At 59.7% G+C, this 17,205-nt stretch carries 17 protein-coding genes and 1 pseudogene; 7 read left to right on the top strand and 11 right to left on the bottom strand.

Going from position 1 to position 17,205, the window contains the following annotated elements:
• Nucleotide 1 precedes the first annotated feature (1 nt).
• The 8 genes and pseudogenes from IPP88_12365 to IPP88_12330 form a co-directional block, all read right to left on the bottom strand.
• The gene (locus tag IPP88_12365; GenBank protein MBL0123482.1) at nucleotides 2-973 is read right to left on the bottom strand and encodes a 2-oxo acid dehydrogenase subunit E2; all 972 of its coding nucleotides are present in this window, start codon (nucleotides 971-973) and stop codon (nucleotides 2-4) included.
• Nucleotides 924-1,301 carry a hypothetical protein gene (locus tag IPP88_12360; GenBank protein MBL0123481.1) on the bottom strand — a complete coding sequence of 126 codons (378 nt, stop codon included), beginning with the start codon at nucleotides 1,299-1,301 and terminating at the stop codon, nucleotides 924-926. Before IPP88_12360 ends, IPP88_12365 begins: the two co-directional genes overlap by 50 nt.
• Nucleotides 1,301-2,314 carry an alpha-ketoacid dehydrogenase subunit beta gene (locus IPP88_12355; GenBank protein MBL0123480.1) on the bottom strand — a complete coding sequence of 338 codons (1,014 nt, stop codon included), beginning with the start codon at nucleotides 2,312-2,314 and terminating at the stop codon, nucleotides 1,301-1,303. Before IPP88_12355 ends, IPP88_12360 begins: the two co-directional genes overlap by 1 nt.
• Before the next feature lie 4 nt (nucleotides 2,315-2,318).
• Nucleotides 2,319-3,327 (bottom strand): annotated as a pseudogene (locus IPP88_12350) (3-methyl-2-oxobutanoate dehydrogenase (2-methylpropanoyl-transferring) subunit alpha).
• Between the two features lie 273 nt (nucleotides 3,328-3,600).
• On the bottom strand, nucleotides 3,601-4,653 hold the full coding sequence (gene rsmH / locus IPP88_12345; GenBank protein ID MBL0123479.1) for a 16S rRNA (cytosine(1402)-N(4))-methyltransferase RsmH: 1,053 nt from the start codon (nucleotides 4,651-4,653) through the stop codon (nucleotides 3,601-3,603).
• Nucleotides 4,654-4,727: 74 nt separating this feature from the next.
• Complete coding sequence (locus IPP88_12340; protein ID MBL0123478.1) at nucleotides 4,728-5,696, bottom strand: tripartite tricarboxylate transporter substrate binding protein; 969 nt, start codon at nucleotides 5,694-5,696, stop codon at nucleotides 4,728-4,730.
• Between the two features lie 81 nt (nucleotides 5,697-5,777).
• Complete coding sequence (locus IPP88_12335; GenBank protein MBL0123477.1) at nucleotides 5,778-7,718, bottom strand: DNA internalization-related competence protein ComEC/Rec2; 1,941 nt, start codon at nucleotides 7,716-7,718, stop codon at nucleotides 5,778-5,780.
• A 110-nt stretch (nucleotides 7,719-7,828) separates the two neighbouring features.
• The gene (locus IPP88_12330; protein ID MBL0123476.1) at nucleotides 7,829-8,092 is read right to left on the bottom strand and encodes a DUF4131 domain-containing protein; all 264 of its coding nucleotides are present in this window, start codon (nucleotides 8,090-8,092) and stop codon (nucleotides 7,829-7,831) included.
• Between the two features lie 188 nt (nucleotides 8,093-8,280).
• On the opposite strand from IPP88_12330, the gene IPP88_12325 reads away from it, so the two are divergent.
• From IPP88_12325 to IPP88_12315, 3 genes are read left to right on the top strand one after another with little or no spacing between them, the layout of a single operon-like run.
• On the top strand, nucleotides 8,281-8,841 hold the full coding sequence (locus IPP88_12325) for a DUF2062 domain-containing protein (protein ID MBL0123475.1): 561 nt from the start codon (nucleotides 8,281-8,283) through the stop codon (nucleotides 8,839-8,841).
• Complete coding sequence (locus tag IPP88_12320; GenBank protein ID MBL0123474.1) at nucleotides 8,838-9,455, top strand: DNA-3-methyladenine glycosylase 2 family protein; 618 nt, start codon at nucleotides 8,838-8,840, stop codon at nucleotides 9,453-9,455. Before IPP88_12325 ends, IPP88_12320 begins: the two co-directional genes overlap by 4 nt.
• Nucleotides 9,455-9,790 (top strand): MGMT family protein, encoded by a 336-nt coding sequence (locus IPP88_12315; protein ID MBL0123473.1) that lies wholly within the window; start codon nucleotides 9,455-9,457, stop codon nucleotides 9,788-9,790. Before IPP88_12320 ends, IPP88_12315 begins: the two co-directional genes overlap by 1 nt.
• On the opposite strand, the gene IPP88_12310 is transcribed toward IPP88_12315, so the two are convergent.
• The 3 genes from IPP88_12310 to IPP88_12300 all read right to left on the bottom strand — a co-directional run bounded on the left by IPP88_12310 (nucleotide 9,771) and on the right by IPP88_12300 (nucleotide 12,861).
• Entirely contained in the window at nucleotides 9,771-10,706 is a 936-nt protein-coding gene (locus tag IPP88_12310; protein MBL0123472.1) for a DUF808 domain-containing protein, read from the bottom strand. The two genes, IPP88_12315 and IPP88_12310, sit on opposite strands and share 20 nt — an antisense overlap.
• A 224-nt stretch (nucleotides 10,707-10,930) precedes the next feature.
• On the bottom strand, nucleotides 10,931-11,605 hold the full coding sequence (lolD, locus tag IPP88_12305) for a lipoprotein-releasing ABC transporter ATP-binding protein LolD (protein MBL0123471.1): 675 nt from the start codon (nucleotides 11,603-11,605) through the stop codon (nucleotides 10,931-10,933).
• Entirely contained in the window at nucleotides 11,605-12,861 is a 1,257-nt protein-coding gene (locus IPP88_12300; GenBank protein MBL0123470.1) for a lipoprotein-releasing ABC transporter permease subunit, read from the bottom strand. The genes lolD and IPP88_12300 overlap by 1 nt, the downstream gene beginning before the upstream one ends.
• A gap of 50 nt (nucleotides 12,862-12,911) precedes the next feature.
• Between IPP88_12300 and IPP88_12295 the strand changes: the two genes are divergently transcribed.
• The 4 genes from IPP88_12295 to IPP88_12280 all read left to right on the top strand — a co-directional run bounded on the left by IPP88_12295 (nucleotide 12,912) and on the right by IPP88_12280 (nucleotide 17,198).
• A complete protein-coding gene (locus IPP88_12295; GenBank protein MBL0123469.1) occupies nucleotides 12,912-13,820 on the top strand; it encodes a hypothetical protein in 909 nt (302 codons plus the stop codon).
• A gap of 99 nt (nucleotides 13,821-13,919) precedes the next feature.
• Nucleotides 13,920-15,605 carry a single-stranded-DNA-specific exonuclease RecJ gene (gene recJ, locus IPP88_12290; protein MBL0123468.1) on the top strand — a complete coding sequence of 562 codons (1,686 nt, stop codon included), beginning with the start codon at nucleotides 13,920-13,922 and terminating at the stop codon, nucleotides 15,603-15,605.
• 51 nt (nucleotides 15,606-15,656) lie between these two features.
• A protein-coding gene (prfB, locus tag IPP88_12285; protein MBL0123467.1) for a peptide chain release factor 2 occupies nucleotides 15,657-16,761 on the top strand; the annotation gives its coding sequence in 2 pieces (ribosomal slippage) (nucleotides 15,657-15,737 and nucleotides 15,739-16,761; 1,104 coding nt in all).
• Between the two features lie 17 nt (nucleotides 16,762-16,778).
• Nucleotides 16,779-17,198 carry a hypothetical protein gene (locus tag IPP88_12280; GenBank protein ID MBL0123466.1) on the top strand — a complete coding sequence of 140 codons (420 nt, stop codon included), beginning with the start codon at nucleotides 16,779-16,781 and terminating at the stop codon, nucleotides 17,196-17,198.
• Nucleotides 17,199-17,205: the final 7 nt, after the last annotated feature.

The following is a 17,205-nucleotide window of genomic DNA, read 5'->3' as shown; positions in this document are numbered from 1 at the left end:
TCTATTCCACGAATAGCATCGCCGGACACTCGAGGTAACCGCGTAGTGCTTGAATGAACTCGGCCGCATGTAGCCCATCGACCACACGGTGATCGAAGGAAGAAGACAAATTCATCATTTGACGTACCACCACCGCGCCACCACGAATCATCGGCCGCTCGACGATGCGATTGATGCCGACAATCGCGACCTCGGGGTGGTTGATCACGGGTGTCGAGACGATTCCGCCCAATGCGCCCAGGCTGGTGATGGTGATGGTGGAACCCGATAACTCTTCGCGCGTGGCCCTCCCCGTTCGTGCGGCGTCCGCCAGACGGGCGACTTCGGTGGCACACGCCCACAGGTCGCGCGCCTCGGCATGCCGCACCACGGGTACCATCAGTCCAGCTTCAGTCTGTGTTGCCATCCCCATGTGTACCGCTCCATACTGCGTCACCACATCGGCCTCGTCGTCGTAGCGCGCGTTGATCTGCGGGAACTCGTGCAATCCCAATACCATGGCGCGCATCAGGAATGGAAGCACCGTCAAGCGGCCACGGTCTTTCGCCCAACTTGCGTTGAGGCGGGCGCGCAGCACTTCCAGCTCTGTCACGTCCACTTCCTCGACATACGTGAAGTGTGGAATGTGGCGTTTGGATTCCTGCATCTTCTGTGCAATCTTGCGGCGCAGACCGATCACGGGAATCGTTTTTTCGTCGTGCCGCTCGGCATAGCTTTGGTCCGTGCGGCTGGCGGATTGTGAGCGCCCGCCTTGCGCGACATATGCGTCGAGGTCTTCTTGCATGACGCGTCCGGCGGAGCCGGTACCCGGCACAAACTGCAATTCAATGCCCGCCTCCCAAGCGCGGCGGCGAACGGCAGGCGAAGCGATAGGCTTGTCGCCAGGTTTGCGTGGTGTTGGCCTTATGTTCGACGCCAGTGCTTCACGTCGCTGAGGTGCGCTCACCGCGGCGGCATGTTGGGGCGGCACCACCCCCTTGGACGTTGCAACGGTTCATGTTTCTTGTCGGGCGCCCACTAGCCGCCGTCGCAGCGGCACCACTCTTGACGTTACCCGCCCCGTCCACTTCAATCCGGATCACCTCCGCTCCAACCGCCAGCACCTGGCCGACCACGCCGCCCAGCGCCAGTACCTTGCCCGCGGCGGATGACGGGATCTCAACCGTGGCCTTGTCAGTCATCACATCGGCCAGGATCTGGTCCTCCGCCACGACATCGCCCACCTTTACATGCCAAGCGACCAATTCCACCTCGGCAATACCTTCGCCGATATCCGGCATCTTGATAGCGTGAATGCCCATCATGACTCCATGGTGCGTTTGAATGCCGCCGCGACCCGCGCCGGGCCGGGAAAATACGCCCATTCCTGCGCGTGCGGATACGGTGTGTCCCAGCCTGCCACACGCTCGATCGGCGCTTCGAGGTGATAGAAACAATGCTCCTGAACCAGCGCCACCAGTTCGGCGCCAAAGCCGCTGGTGCGCGTCGCCTCGTGCACAACCACACAGCGGCCGGTCTTCTTGACCGAGGTGACAATGGTGTCCAGATCCAGCGGCCATATACTGCGCAGGTCGATGATCTCTGCATCGATACCGCTTTCGTTGGCCGCCGCCTCGGCGACGAACACCATCGTGCCGTAGGTGATCACGGTCAGCGCGCCGCCGGATCGGAATACCGCCGCCGACTCCAGCGGCACGGTGTAGTAGCCTTCGGGAACCATCCCCATCGCGTGTTTGGACCATGGCACGACCGGCTTGTCGTGGTGCCCATCAAACGGCCCGTTGTACAGTCGCTTGGGTTCGAGAAAAATGACCGGGTCATCGTTCTCGATGGAAGCAATCAACAGGCCCTTGGCGTCATAGGGATTGGAAGGCATCACCGTGCGCAAGCCGCAGACCTGCGTGAACATGGCCTCCGGGCTCTGGCTGTGCGTTTGCCCGCCAAAAATGCCCCCGCCACAAGGCATGCGAATGGTAATCGGTGCGGTAAAGTCACCGACCGAACGAAAACGCAAACGCGCTGCTTCCGACACGATCTGGTCAGTGGCAGGGTAAACATAATCGGCAAACTGGATTTCTACCACTGGCCGTAACCCGTAGGCCGCCATGCCCACGGCGGTGCCGACAATGCCACCTTCCGAGATCGGCGCATCGAATACGCGCGACGTGCCGTACTTTTTCTGTAACCCTTCGGTGCAACGAAACACCCCACCGAAATAGCCGACATCCTGGCCATACACGACTACGTTGCTGTCGCGTTCCAGCATGACATCCATGGCAGAACGCAGCGCCTGGATCATCGTCATCGGCGTCATGCTTCGGATCTCCCAGCGGAAAGCGTGACACGTCGTTGGCGGGCCGGTACTTGCTGGGATCGTCCGAGGTGGAGTGTGCGCCAGCGCGGTAGGTGACCCACTCAATCAATGTCGGGCCGAGATTGCTGCGCGCGCGCTCCAGTGCCCATTGCGACGCCGCATAAACCGCGAGAAAGTCATTGCCATCGACCCGCAATGAAGCAATCCCGCAGCCCACGCCCCGCGCCGCAAAGGTGGTACCTTCGCCGCCGGCAATCGCCTGGAAGGTAGAGATGGCCCACTGGTTGTTGACGACATTGAGAATGACCGGCGCACGATATACGTGAGCGAAGGTCAGCCCGGTGTGAAAGTCGGCCTCTGCCGTGGCGCCGTCACCTATCCAGCTCGACGCCACCTTGGTGTCGCCCTTGATCGCCGAGGCCATCGCCCAGCCCACCGCCTGAATAACCTGCGTGGCGAGATTGCCGGAAATCGAGAAGAAACCCGCTTTGCGATATGAATACATCACCGGCAATTGCCGCCCCTTGAGCGGGTCGTGCTCGTTGGAAAACAGCTGGCAGATCATCTCCACCATCGACACGTCTTCGCGCGCCAGCAGCAGGCCTTGCTGCCGGTAGGTGGGAAAACACATGTCACCTTCGCTCAGCGCGAGTGCATGGCCGACGGCAATCGCCTCTTCGCCCAGACACTGCATGTAGAAAGACATCTTCTTCTGCCGCTGCGCAATCAGCATGCGCGCGTCGAACGCCCGCGTCTTCATCATCGCGCGCAGCCCGCGGCGCAGCAGCGCCACATCGACCTGCGGCGCCCACGGCCCGACCGCCTTTCCGGCATCGTCAAGGACGCGTATCAGGGTAAAGGCGAGATCACTGGTCTCCGCGGGCAGGGAATCCACAGGCGGGCGCCGCACCGCTCCGGCGGCGGAAATAGGGAAGATAGGAAAAGTCGGTGTCGTGGCCAGGTCGCCCGGTTGGCTCGGGCACGTGAAGATGGAGGGCTTCGTGCGTTGACATCTGCATTGCTCCTTGCAAGGTTGTGTCCTGCATCAGAACTTCTTGGGCTCGGTTCAGCGTGTGGCGCGCGAGGTGCGTGGCCCGCGCTGACCGGACAATGCGGCAATGGCCGCAGGATCGCCGCGAACATTGCTTGCAGTGTGAAGGATAACGTATTTTGAATCTGCCTTCGGGAGCTTCACACCTTAATGGCAATAGCTTGCAGCCGGAAGCCGACTCTGCCGCAATGCCACGCCTCGCTGCAAATAGCTGTGGCGGCAAATTGGCCTGACATCAAGAAACCGGAAGATCAGACCGAATCGCCCATCGTAATTTCGCGGACGTTGAACGCGGATTGCTTCGCTGTTCTTCGGGCGCTGGACGAATGGGTTCAGAGGAAATACTCGAATAGATTCCCGAACGGAGAGATTTTTCTAATGCCTGTTCGACACGCCGGTCTTCGCCGGAGTGAAAGGTAAGGATTGCGATTCGTGCGCCAGATTTCGCGCACCACGGCAGCACATCCAGAAAGCGATCCAATACGCCGAACTCATCATTGACCGCGATACGCAACGCCTGAAAGGTGCGCGCCAGTACTTTCTTGTGTTCCTTGATTTCAGCAATTCCGCCGATTGCGGAACGAACGATATCAGCCAGTTGCCGTGTGGTCACGATCGCGGAAGTGCAGTTCTTGATGTGGTGGGAAATAAGCTCGGCATGAGGCTCATCCGCATTCTCTGTGAGCATCTGCGCGAGCACCGCAGGACTAAGCGACTGCAACAGCGCCGACGCAGGTGTTCCGCGCGTTGGATTCAGCCGCAGGTCGAGCGGCCCGTCGTTCTTGTACGAAAAGCCGCGCGCCGGATCGTCAAGCTGCATCGAGGAAACGCCGAGATCAGCAAGGATGCAATCAAACCCGCCATCGGCTTCCGGCAACAGTTGCGCGATACCGGCAAAATTCATTTTGTGAATGATAAGTACTTCTTCCGGACAGCCAAGCGCGCGCAGGCGGGCCTCCGTGCGCGGCAGTTCAATGGCGTCCACATCGACGGCAAAGAGCCTGCCGCCTGGCAATAATCGCGGCAGAATCGCCTGCGTGTGTCCGCCGAAACCCAGCGTGGCATCAAGGGCGGTCTCGCCGGGTTTGGGATCAAGAATGGTGAGGATTTCATCCACACAGATCGAGCGATGCATGCCAGCGGGCGTTTGGCCGCGGGCAATCACTTTCTCCACATCGGCCGCAAATTTTTGCGGGTCCAGTTCCTTGTATTTCTCTTCGAACCGGCGCGGGTGCGAGCCGCGGTAGCGTTTGCGGCGTGTATGCGGAGGTGGTTCTTCTATCGACATGCTCTCGGCCTGAGTAACAAAAAACGAAACATTGCCGTGAAGATGATCTCGGAAAATTGGTGCCGCGAGTTGGGCTACTCTCCCGCCTTGATCTTGTTGTCCTTAACCACTTTCGCCCATCGCGAAATTTCCGCCTGAAGGAAACTCTGCAAAACTTCCGGCTTCGATCCGACGATATCCATGCCTTGCGCGGACAGCTTTTCGGCCACTTCCGGTGTCTTCAGTGCTTTCACCAGCTCTTCATTCAGGCGCGCGATGATCGCCGGTGGCGTGCCGGCCGGCGCCACCACACCCCACCAGGCGACCGATTCAAATCCCGGCACGCCCTGCTCGGCAACCGTCGGCACATCCGGCAATTTCGCTGAGCGTTTGGCCGAGGTCACCGCCAGCGGTACCAACATCTTCGCATCGATTTGCGGCTTGGCGAGGAAGATGGTGCCAATCATCAGCGGCACATGTCCGGCGATGGCATCCTGCACCAGCGGTCCGCCGCCTTTATACGGGATGTGGTTGAACGTGGTGTTCGCCAGGTTGGCGATCTGTGTCATGGCCAGGTGCCCGAGGCTGCCGGATCCAATGCTGCCGAAAGAAACCGCATCGGCCTTTTGCTTGCCGGCGGCGATGACTTGCTTGAAGTCCGTATACGCCACAGCGGGATGCCTGGCGATGACCATCGGCGAGGTTCCGACCATCATGACGGGCGCCAGGTCTTTCAACGTGTCGTAGGACAGATTGGGAATAATGCTGGAATTCACACCGTGGGTATCGAAGACCACCGCAAAGGTGTAACCGTCAGGCGGCGCCTTGGCGACAAAAGCCGTGCCGATCGAGCCCGACGCACCACCTTTGTTGTCGACCATGAATTGCTGGCCGAGTTGTTTGGTGAGTTGGTGCGAAAGAATGCGCGCGACGGTATCGACCGATCCGCCCGGTGGAAATACAGCGACCACCTTTACTGGCTTGGTTGGCCATCCCTGCGCATGTACCGCCATCGTGACGACCGACGCCACACACACCAGCATCATCCGAAAAATTGATTTCATGGCTTGCTCCTCATCATTGTTGTTGCGGCCATGCTAGCACGTGGTCGCCTGCGCAATTTCAAACCTGGGCGGAAAAGCGATTCATGGCTCGCCCGGCTCCGCGTCGCGCAGCGGTCGATCGAGCCAATAACGTTGCCGCTCGTCGCGGAAAGCACTGACTGCGGCAGCTTTTCCGGGCACAAACTTGACGGTGATCGCACCCAGGTAATCTGTGCGATGCACCGGAATCTTTCTCGCTGCATAGCGTTCCATTACCGCGCCGTTGGGGTGGCGGAACCGGCTGCGGTAGCCCACTGGCACCAAGGCGACATTCGGCGCCACTGCGTCGATGAATGCATCCACGGAAGAAGTTCGACTGCCATGATGCGGGACCACCAGCACGTCGGCCTTCAAGACTGCGGCATCGTTCTTATAGCGCGTCAGCAGTTGTAGTTCCGACAGCTTTTCGATGTCGGCGGTCATCAGGATGGTACCGCCCAATGAAGTGATCTTGAGTGTGCAACTGAGATTGTTGGTCTTGATTCCAGCCATATCATATGCTTCCGCCGCCGGGTGAATGATGTCGAAGGCAATATCGTCCCAGCGCCAGGTATCACCAACACTACATTTCCTGAGCCCGGTCGCACCTTCCAGGCCGTCACTGTCGGCGTCCATCGATGTCATGACCCGCTTGGGTTTCCTGGCGTCTATTACAGATTTGGCGCCCCCGCTATGGTCATCGTCAGCGTGAGTAATGATCAGCGCATCGAGTTCGCGAACCCCCTCGCCGCGCAGGAAAGGCACCACAATTCGATTCCCTGAGTCGGCATCCAGATTCCATTTTGGGCCGGTGTCGTAAACCAGGCTGTGGTGTGCGGTTCGTACCACCGTGGCAAGTCCCTGTCCGACGTCGAGAAGATGAATCCAGAGTTCACCCTCGCCGGGGGCGGGCGGTCGCACCAGAAACATCGGCAGTGTCAGCACCGCGCCGGCGGTGCGCAACGGCGCACCGCGTGGCGCGAGCAGCCACATGACTCCAGCCAGCGCCAACCCCGCTGCCCACAGCGGCGGCGCGTGCGACTGCCAGACGGCATTGGGAAGTTCGGACAGCCACGCCAGCGCGAAATAGCATAACTGCATCCCCAGATGCGCGAGTTGCAGGACCCAATCGGAGGGCATGAATTGGCCGATCAGCGCACCGAGCAGCGTGATCGGCACCACCATCAGACTCACCACCGGAATGGCGAACGCATTGGCGATGGGGGAGATCACCGATACTTCCTGGAACAGCGCCAAGGTCATCGGCAGCAAACCCAGCGTGACGGCGATCTGCGTTTTCACCGCGCCCGACAATGCGCTCGGCATGCCAGTGCGCGCCGCGGTCACGTAGAAAATCATCGCCACCGCACCGAACGACAGCCAGAAACCCGGTGCGAGCACGGCCCATGGGTCCATCAGCAGCACCGCCAGCAGTGCCCACGCCAGTATTCGCGAACCGGAGATGCCACGACCAAACCATAGCGCGACCGCGATCGCCGCCAGCATGAAGAAAGTGCGCTGCGTGGGCACCGAGAAACCCGCAACCAGTGCGTAGCTCAATGCTGCCAGTGCTCCGGCCACCGCCGCCGCGCGCTGTGCAGGCAGGCGCAACGCCAGCGCGGGCACCCGTGCCCACAACCGAAAAGCCAGCCAGTAGATCAGGCTCGCGACCATCGTGATATGCAATCCGGAGATCGACATCAAATGCCCGGTGCCGGTGCGCCAGAACACTTTCCATTGGTCGGGTGGAATGGCGCTCTGTTCGCCGATTGCCAGCGCCACCAGCACGCCGCCATATGGCTGATCGGCCAATGCCGCCTGCATCTGATCGCGGATCGCCATACGCATGCGATCGATGCGATACATGAAACCTTGCGCCAGCGTGGCCTGCTTTTCGTTGATTCCCTTGATGCGGATGTAGCCGGTGGCGCGAATATTGCGCTCAAGCGCCCACGCTTCAAAGTCGAATCCGTGCGGATTCATCGTGCCATGCGGGCGGCGCAATCGAGTCGTGAAATGCCAGCGCTCGCCAGGAATCAGTGTTGGAGGCGCTGTGATCTCATCGGTCTTGCGATTGGTTTCGGCATACCATGCAAGCGATAGATGCCGCGGGACTATTGCGTCAGCGGTGAGATTTTCTCGACCTCGAATTCGAAGCGGGCGCCGCGGTCATTCACCTGCGGCATGCTGGCAATGGCGCCCATAACTTCAATGTCGCGCGATTCCCAGTCGCGTGGCAGCGGGCCTGCGAGACGAATTTCGGCACGCCAGGTGGCCCAAGCCACCCCGAGCGCCGCAAAAGCGATCGCGACAATTGTAAATCGTCCAGCCTTACCGATGCGTGCGGGCACCTGTCTCAGCAAAACGAGGGACAGCAATGCGGCGAAAGGCAGCCCACCGCACAGATGGCCGGCAATGCCGCTTGCTGCTGCAACCAGAAAATGCCTGACAGAAATCCGAGGATCGCGATACGCACGTTATTGTTCTTCTAAAAGCGACGCCGTGCGCCGTTTACCGGCAGAATAACGAACGATCCCACAATTCGCTGACAACGCCGACAAGCCCGTTGAAAAAATTTCTCAAAAATAGGCTACCCCGCCCAGAAGGTATCACCAGCAGCCGCTATCTGCGGTTCCTGGGCCCATGGATCGCGCATCCGCGGCTGTGGCATATGCACCGGCGCGCGGTCGCGCTCGGCATCGCCATCGGACTCATGACCGGCCTCATCCCGGGACCGATCCAAATGTTGCTTGCGGCACTCATCGCTATTCCACTGCGGGCGAACATTCCTGCCGCCATGTTCGCGACGCTCTACACCAATCCGCTGACGTTCGTCCCACTCTACCTGCTCGCATATCAGGTCGGCGGTCTCGTGACGGGGCATCACGGCCCGGTGGTGCTACCTCCGGACATTGGCTTCAGCCCAAGCGGCCTGTGGAATGCAATCCCGGAACTCTTTCACTGGTTTGTGTCACTGGGCGATACGCTATTGATCGGCCTCGCCATCCAGGCCAGCGTCACGGCCATTTGTGGTTATTTCCTGACGCTGATAGTCTGGCGCATCGTGGTGACGCGCCGCTGGCGCGGTCGCCATCCCAAATCACCATTGCCGCCCGCACAACCATGAAACCTGACTACTGGGACGACGCCTGCACCCACCTCGGCAAGCGCTGCAAGGTGATGAAGAAACTCATCAAGAGTTATCCGGAAGCGCAGTTGCGAACACGCGGTGATCCCTTCCAGACACTGGCGCGCGCAATCGTCGGCCAGCAGATTTCCGTCAAGGCCGCGCAATCAGTGTGGAACAAGACAGTCAGTGTTGTCGGCAAGATCACGCCGAAGAACATGCTCGCCGTCACGCCCGAGGAGTTGAGAAGCGCGGGCAATTCACGGCAAAAGATTGCTTATATGCAGGATCTGGCCGGCCACTTCGCCGACGGTCGCATCAAACCGCGTCGATGGCACAAGATGGAGGACGAAGACGTGATCGGCGAACTGGTGGAGGTCAAGGGCATTGGCCGCTGGACGGCGGAGATGTTCCTGATTTTTTACCTGATGCGCCCGAATGTATTTCCAGTGGACGACATCGGCTTGATCCGTGCAATTGAAAGGCATTTTCACGACGGCGATCGCCTGACCAAGTCGGAAGTATTGGCCTACGCCGAGCGCTGGGCACCGTGGAATACGGTGGCGACGTGGTATTTGTGGCGCAGTCTGGATCCGATCCCGGTCGAGTATTGATGGCACCAACACCGCACCAGTTTTTTTATGCCGTTGTGAAGAGAATCCCCAAGGGGAAAGTCGCCACTTATGGGCAGATCGCCGCCCTCGCCGGCATGCCTCGATGCGCGCGCCAGGCCGGTTACGCCTTGGCGGGCACGCCGGTAGACGTGAAAATTCCCTGGCATCGCGTGATCAACGCGCAAGGCCGGATCAGCCTGCGGCTGCGTCATTGGGACAGTGGCAGCGACGATTTGCAGAAGATTCTGCTGGAAGCCGAAGGCGTGGTTTTCGATGGTACCGGCAAGGTCAATCTGAAGCAGTTTCAGTGGCAACCTAAGTCGCCTCGCCCGTAGATTGGCCGCGCAATTTCTTCCCGATGGTGATTGCACCCAGCACCAGCGCACCGGCCGCAACACCGAAAACGCCATCCGCCAACACAGCCATCGTGCCTGCCAGAACGCCCGCCACCTGTGAAGCCTGCTCGATGGCGTGATGCAGCGGCGCAATGCCATGGGTGAGAATGCCGCCACCCACCAGAAACATCGCGGCAGTTCCGGCAATCGACAGCGACTTCATCAGGTATGGCGCCGCAAACAATATGCCTCGGCCTGACGCCCGCAGGATGCGCGCTACGGCCCCACTCCCGTCAATACGGCCAAGGTAGATGCCGGCATCATCAAGCTTGACGATACCGGCCACCAGCCCATACACACCAACCGTCATCAGGACGGCGATACCAACCAGCACGGAAACCTGTTGGGCAAAGGTCGCCGCGGCAACGGTACCCAGCGCGATGACGATGATCTCCGCCGAGAGGATGAAATCGGTGCGCACCGCACCCTTGATTTTTTCTTTTTCGAGAGCGACCAGATCGACAGCGGGATCCGCGAGCGCCTTCACCAATTCGCGGTGATGGGCCTCATCCTCCTGCTTGCTGTGCAGGAACTTGTGGGCGAGTTTCTCGAATCCCTCAAAACACAGGAACGCGCCGCCAAGCATCAGTAAAGGCGTGATCGCCCGTGGCGCGAAGGCGCTGATCGCCAGCGCGGCGGGTACCAGGATCGCCTTGTTCTTGAGTGAGCCTTTTGCCACGGCCCACACCACCGGCAATTCGCGATCGGCACTGACGCCCGTCACCTGCTGCGCATTCAGCGCAAGATCGTCGCCCAGCACGCCGGCGGTCTTTTGCGTCGCGACCTTGGTCATCACCGCGACGTCGTCGAGGATGGTGGCGATATCGTCAAGAAGAGTCAGGAGACTGGAGGCCATTGGCTCGCTGCGGCCATCCGGCCGCTAATGCTACTTGAATTGACAAACTCTAGCACTGGTGGGCCTCTTGGAGCATAAATGGCTGTAAAGCCGCCACAGTGCTAGTGTTTCAATATTAATCAACGAAAAACTACTTGACCACGGAGACCACGGAGAAAAGCCTTGTAATTTCGCTCTTCCTCCGTGTTCTCTGTGGTCTCCGTGGTTCAAGCATTTCTTCCCAATTACGCCAATACGCCATCAGTCAGCGTCAGCTTTCGCCGCATCTTTGCCGCCAGCGATGGATCGTGCGTGACCATCACCAGCGCGGTGTTGTATTTCGCGTTCAAGGTCATGATCAGTTCGAACACCTGATCCGCCGTGCCACGATCCAGATTGCCAGTCGGTTCATCGGCCAGCACGCAGGCGGGTTGCGTGACCAGCGCGCGTGCGACCGCCACGCGCTGACGCTCCCCGCCCGAAAGTTCGCCCGGCTTGTGAGTAAGGCGGTGCGAGAGGCCGACCTCCGCCAGCATTATCGCGGCACGTTCTTTCGCCAGCGCAGTGGACTCACCACGAATCGCCAGCGGAATCGCTACGTTTTCCAGCGCCGTGAATTCCGGCAACAGATGATGAAACTGGTACACAAAACCAAGCGCCTTGTTTCGCAACTGGCCCTGCGCGAGTGGAGAGAGCTTGTCCATGCGCTGGCCCTGCAAGGTCACTTCGCCGGAAGTCGGCGCATCAAGGCCGCCGAGCAGATGCAGCAGCGTGCTCTTGCCGGAACCGGAAGCGCCAACGATGGCGATGGTCTCTCCGGCGGCCACTTCAAGATTGACGCGCTTCAAGACTTCGACCGGCACATTGCCCTGATGAAAAGTCTTGGTGAGATCTCGGCAGGCGATGACGATATTACTCATTACTCATACCTCAGCGCTTCGGCCGGATTCACGCGCGAGGCACGCCAGCTCGGGTACAAGGTCGCCGCGAATGCCAGCACCAGTGAGATGAGCGCCGTCGACCAGACATCGCTCCAGCGCAAATCCGACGGCAACGACGTGAGGATATACACCTCGGGTTTCAGCGCCTGGAATCCGAACAGATGCTCCACCGCTCCCATAGCGGCCCCGACATTCATTGCCAGTAACACGCCGGCGACGACACCGATCAGCGTGCCCAGCGAGCCGACTACCGCACCCTGCACGAAAAATATGCGCATGATCATTCCGGGCGATGCGCCGAGCGTACGCAGAATCGCGATATCGGGATGCTTGTCCGTGACCACCATCACCAGCGTGGACACCAGATTGAACGCCGCGACCGCGATGATGAGCATCAGGATCACGAACATCATGCGTTTTTCGATTTCCACCGCCTGGAAGTAAGTCGCGTTTTGTCTGGTCCAGTCGGTGACGTAGCCGTCGATTTTCAGGGTTTCGCCCAATTGCCGGCTGACGAGCTGCGCGCGATCGGTATCTTTCAGCTTGACGCGAATACCGCTGACGTTCTCTCCAAACTGGTACAGCACCTGCGCATCTTTCAGATGGATCAGCGCCAGATTGGCGTCGTATTCGTAGTGTCCGGAACTGAAAACGCCGGCGACAGTGAAGCTACGATATCGCGGCACCATCCCGGCCGGCGTCATGTTGCCTTGCGGCGTGATGAGTTGAACCTTGGTGCCAAGGGTCACGCCCATTGCGCGCGCGAGCGCGCTGCCGAGGATGATGTTGTATTCGCCGGGCACCAATGAGCCGATCTGCCCGTACCCCGTGTCCTTGCCGAGCGTGGAAACGGCATCTTCTTCATCCGGCAGAATGCCACGCACCATCGTGCCGCGCACCTTGCCCGAATAAGAGAGCAAACCCTGGCCATCGACAAACGGCGCCGCGCCGGTGACATCCGGGTTCTTGCGCACGTCGTCCATCACCTGCCGCCATCCATCGAGGCCGCGAACCGGACCGGCATCGAACCCCATGATCTGGATATGCGCGGACACGCCGAGAATGCGCGCCCTCACCTCTTTCTGGAACCCATTCATCACCGACATCACCGTGATCAGCGCGGCAATGCCCAACGCTATGCCGGCCATCGACACCATGGAGATGAACGAAATAAAGTGATTCTGGCGTTTCGCGCGGGTGTAGCGCAGGCCAATGAATAGCGGAAGGGGTTGCAAGTGAGCGTCTTGAGGGGAAGGAAGTACCCGAATGATAAACTACCCACCGCATGAATCTCGATGTACTCATTCCTTCGCTGTTTCTCCCCGCGCAAATACATACGCAGTTTCCGCCGCCGGCTGTCCCGGCGCTGGAGCGATTGCTGGCCCGCGCGGACCGGCAAGTTGAAGGCGCCACCGGCGCGTCATCGTGGCTTTTCCAGCGCTGGGGGGTCGGGGCGCCTTATGCCATTGCCCCGTTGCTTGCCGAGCACGACGGGCTGGATGCGTCGAATGATGGCTGGATGTTTGCCGAACCTGTTCACCTCATCGCCGACCGTCATCGGCTAAAGATGTTCCCGGCGGGATTTCTTGAGGTAAGCGCAGCCGAAACCGCCGAACTCATCTCAACGCTCAATGTCCACTTTGCGGATCGGGGACTGGAGTTTCATGCGCCGGTACCTGCTTCCTTGCCACGGCGTTGGTACGTCCGCTGTCCCCCGTCAGAAATTCCGGCGACGACTTCGCCTGAGGCCGCCCGAAGTGGTTCACTTGCCGATTTCCAGCCAACGTCGACTGGAACCTTGAATTGGCGTTCACTGCAAAATGAAGCGCAGATGCTTTTTTTCGGGCACCCGGTCAATGAAGCGCGAGAAGAGGCCGGCAAGCCCACGATCAGCGGCGTCTGGTTCTGGGGTGGCGGGGCGCGGCCAACAATTCGCAAGCCATCGTTTGAAAGCGTGGTTGCCAATTCGGCTCTTGCAATGGCACTTGCAAAAAAACTGGCATCGGCGTGCTGCCCCTGTCGTGGGACGCTGTTCAGTCTGCAGAGGGAAACGTGCTCGCGGTCATTGAATCCTGTGGCGAATGTGCGGGCAATGCAGATTTTCCCGAATGGACGCGCGAACTGGAACGACTCGATCGCGAATGGTTTCTGCCTATTTCCCAAGCCCTCGCCAAGGGCGCCATCCGACGCCTGAGCATTCACGCGCCCGATAGTAAATGTACGCAGTCGTATCACATCACCCACCGCAACCAGTTACTTCGATTCTGGCGCGCCACAAGACCACTCTCCACCTATGCCTGAGATCGTCACCCGCGAACGCGACCCTGCCGCTTTCGAGGCGCTGGTCAGCGCGAACATCGATCCGCGCATGGCGCGGCTGTATGCGGCACGCGGCATTGCAGGCGCCGCCGATCTGAACCACGAATTGACCGCCCTGCTTCCGCCCACGCAACTCGCGCATGTCGAAAAAGCCGCGACGCTGCTGGCCGATGCAATCGCCGCCGGCAAACGGCTGCTGATCGTGGCGGACTACGACGCCGACGGCGCGACCGCCTGCGCGGTCGGCATGCGCGCGCTTTCGGCGATGGGCGGAAAAGTCGAATTCATCGTCCCCAATCGTTTCGAATACGGCTATGGCCTGACGCCGGAGATCGTCGCGCTGGCCGCGGAGCGCGATCCGCACATCATCATCACCGTCGACAACGGCATCGCCAGTGTCGAAGGCGTCGCGGAAGCCAACCGGCGCGGCATTGAAGTGCTGGTCACGGATCATCATCTTCCGGGCCAGTCCCTGCCTGCCGCGTCGGTGATCGTCAATCCCAATCAGGCGGGCGACAACTTTGCAAGCAAGAACCTCGCAGGGGTCGGCGTCATTTTCTACACAATGCTGGCATTGCGCGCAGAGTTGCGCCGCCGACAGTACTTCGCCGGAAAAGCAGAGCCCAATCTGGCCGACCTGCTCGATCTGGTCGCACTCGGCACGGTCGCTGACGTGGTGCGACTGGATCACAACAATCGCGTACTCGTCGAGCAGGGGTTGCAGCGCATTCGCACCGGCCGTGTGTGTCCCGGCATGCGCGCGCTGATGCAGGTGGCCGGGCGAGATCCGTCTCGGGCGTCCACCTACGATCTCGGATTCATGGTCGGCCCGCGCCTGAATGCTGCCGGCCGGCTGGACGACATGTCCCTCGGCATTGAATGCCTGCTGGCGGACAACGACCGCACAGCGCTGGAACTGGCAACCAGGCTGGACCAATTGAATCGTGAACGCCGCGCAATCGAGTCGGACATGAAAGATGCGGCGATGATTTCGCTCGCGGATGTGGATGTCGGCAATCGCTACTCGCTGGCGATGTTTGATCCCGCGTGGCATCAGGGCGTGGTGGGCATTCTCGCCTCGCGAATCCGTGAGAAATACCATCGTCCGGTCATCGCATTTGCCCGCGACGGCCACGGCAATCTAAAGGGTTCCGGGCGCTCGATCAAGGGTTTTCACCTGCGCGATGCACTGGACCTTGTCACCAAACACGCGCCCGACCTGATTGCAAAATTCGGCGGGCATGCCATGGCCGCCGGGCTGACCATTCCCGAATCCGCCATCGCCCGCTTCGCCGATGCATTTGAAGCCGTTGCACGCGGAATGCTTACGCCCACTGATCTTGCCGAGCGCATGGAAACCGATGGCACGCTCGGCGCCGGCGAGCTCGACTTTGAATTTGTCAGCACAATCGACGCGCAGGTGTGGGGCCAGGGTTTTGTTTCGCCCAGTTTTACCGGCGCATTCAAGGTCGTTGACCAACGCGTGGTGGGTGAAAAACACCTGAAACTGAAAATAGCAATGGACGGAACCACCTTCGAGGCCATGCGCTTCGGCTCGGCCGATGCCCTGAACTCCAGCATTGACGCGGTGTTCCGCCCATCGATCAACGAGTTTCGCGGCAGCAAAACGTTGCAACTGGTTCTGGATTACGTGGCCTGAGCAGGGCGTCGTCGCGTATAATGGCCGCTGAATTCACCTATGAAAAGCATCATGGAAGCCGATCAGCTAAACGCCATCTCCAATTCCCTTTCCGACTTGACCAATCGCACGGTCGAGTTGCGGAGGTATCTTTGACTTTGACGCTAAGTCCGAGCGTCTCGAGGAAGTCAACCGGCTGAGCGAAGACCCGACGGTCTGGAACGACAGCAAGCGTGCCCAGGAGCTGGGTAAGGAAAAAAAGTCGCTCGATGAAGTGGTCGCGACGCTGACACTGCTCACCAGCAGCCTGAAGGATGCGCGCGAACTGTTCGATCTCGCCAAAGGCGAAGGCGACGACGACACCATGCTCGCTGTCAGCAGCGATTCCAAAGAGCTGGAAAAGAAAGTGCTGGATCTGGAATTCCGGCGGATGTTCAATAACCCGATGGATCCGAACAACTGCTTCATCGACATCCAGTCCGGCGCGGGCGGCACCGAAGCCCAGGACTGGGCGAACATGCTGATGCGGCAGTACCTTCGCTACTGCGAACGGAAAGGTTTCAAGACCGAATTGCTCGAAGAGTCCGCGGGCGACGTGGCAGGCATCAAATCCTGCTCGATCAAGGTCATCGGCGAATACGCCTACGGCTTTTTGCGCACCGAAGTCGGCGTGCATCGCCTGGTGCGCAAGTCACCGTTCGATTCGGCCGGTGGGCGCCATACGTCTTTCGCGAGCGTATTCGTCTATCCGGAAGTGGATGATTCCATCGAAATCGACATCAATCCAGCGGACCTGCGCGTCGATACCTATCGTGCCTCCGGCGCGGGCGGCCAGCACATCAACAAAACCGACTCCGCCGTGCGTATCACCCATGCACCGACGGGCGTAGTGGTGCAATGCCAGAATGATCGCTCGCAGCACCGCAATCGCGCGGAAGCAATGTCAATGCTGAAAGCCAAGCTGTACGAGCTGGAACTGCGCAAACGCCAAAGCGACCAGCAGAAACTGGAAGACTCCAAGACCGATATTGGCTGGGGCCACCAGATCCGCTCGTATGTGCTGGACCAGTCACGCATCAAGGATCTGCGCACCAATTACGAAACCGGCAATACGCAGAAGGTGCTTGATGGCCACCTGGATGAATTCATCGAGGCCAGCTTGAAACAAGGCGTGTAATGAAAGTGGGACTCATATTGGCGCTGGTCATCGCCGTCATCGGTCAGGTGCTCTATCACGTTACGCAGAAAAGTGTGGCGCCTGACGCACATCCCATCGTGTCGCTGGTGGTATTTTATCTTTTCGCTGCCCTTGCGACTTTGCCGTTGTTCTCTCTTTTTCCGATGGCGGATTCGCTGGCCGTCGAGGTGGGTAAGCTCAACTGGGCCGTATTGGGGGTCGCTATCAGCATTGTGCTGATTGAGATCGGCTTCCTTCTCGCTTACCGCGCGGGCGGGGAACTCTCAACTGCGTTCGTGACCACGGCAGCGGTGGTCACGATCTCCACGCTCACCATCGGTTCATTATTTTTCGGAGAATCCATTTCCGTGACAAAGGTTGGTGGCGTCGCTTTGTGCCTCGCAGGCATTGCCCTCACCAGCTTCAAAACAGCTTGACCCGCGT

The sequence above is a fragment of the Betaproteobacteria bacterium genome (assembly GCA_016720925.1).
In the GTDB taxonomy this organism is placed as follows: domain Bacteria; phylum Pseudomonadota; class Gammaproteobacteria; order Burkholderiales; family Usitatibacteraceae; genus UKL13-2.
Note: the sequence above shows the minus strand (reverse complement) of the source record. Positions and strands in the feature narration are given on the sequence as shown.

Bases quoted from the DNA above. Each gene is read 5' to 3' on its own strand.
- IPP88_12360 (MBL0123481.1), bottom strand. From the start codon at position 1,301: ATGGGCATTCACGCTATCAAGATGCCGGATATCGGCGAAGGTATTGCC.
- IPP88_12355 (MBL0123480.1), bottom strand. From the start codon at position 2,314: ATGACGCCGATGACGATGATCCAGGCGCTGCGTTCTGCCATGGATGTC.
- rsmH (MBL0123479.1), bottom strand. From the start codon at position 4,653: ATGTCGATAGAAGAACCACCTCCGCATACACGCCGCAAACGCTACCGC.
- IPP88_12340 (MBL0123478.1), bottom strand. From the start codon at position 5,696: ATGAAATCAATTTTTCGGATGATGCTGGTGTGTGTGGCGTCGGTCGTC.
- IPP88_12320 (MBL0123474.1), top strand. From the start codon at position 8,838: ATGAAACCTGACTACTGGGACGACGCCTGCACCCACCTCGGCAAGCGC.
- IPP88_12315 (MBL0123473.1), top strand. From the start codon at position 9,455: ATGGCACCAACACCGCACCAGTTTTTTTATGCCGTTGTGAAGAGAATC.
- IPP88_12310 (MBL0123472.1), bottom strand. From the start codon at position 10,706: ATGGCCTCCAGTCTCCTGACTCTTCTTGACGATATCGCCACCATCCTC.
- lolD (MBL0123471.1), bottom strand. From the start codon at position 11,605: ATGAGTAATATCGTCATCGCCTGCCGAGATCTCACCAAGACTTTTCAT.
- IPP88_12295 (MBL0123469.1), top strand. From the start codon at position 12,912: ATGAATCTCGATGTACTCATTCCTTCGCTGTTTCTCCCCGCGCAAATA.
- recJ (MBL0123468.1), top strand. From the start codon at position 13,920: ATGCCTGAGATCGTCACCCGCGAACGCGACCCTGCCGCTTTCGAGGCG.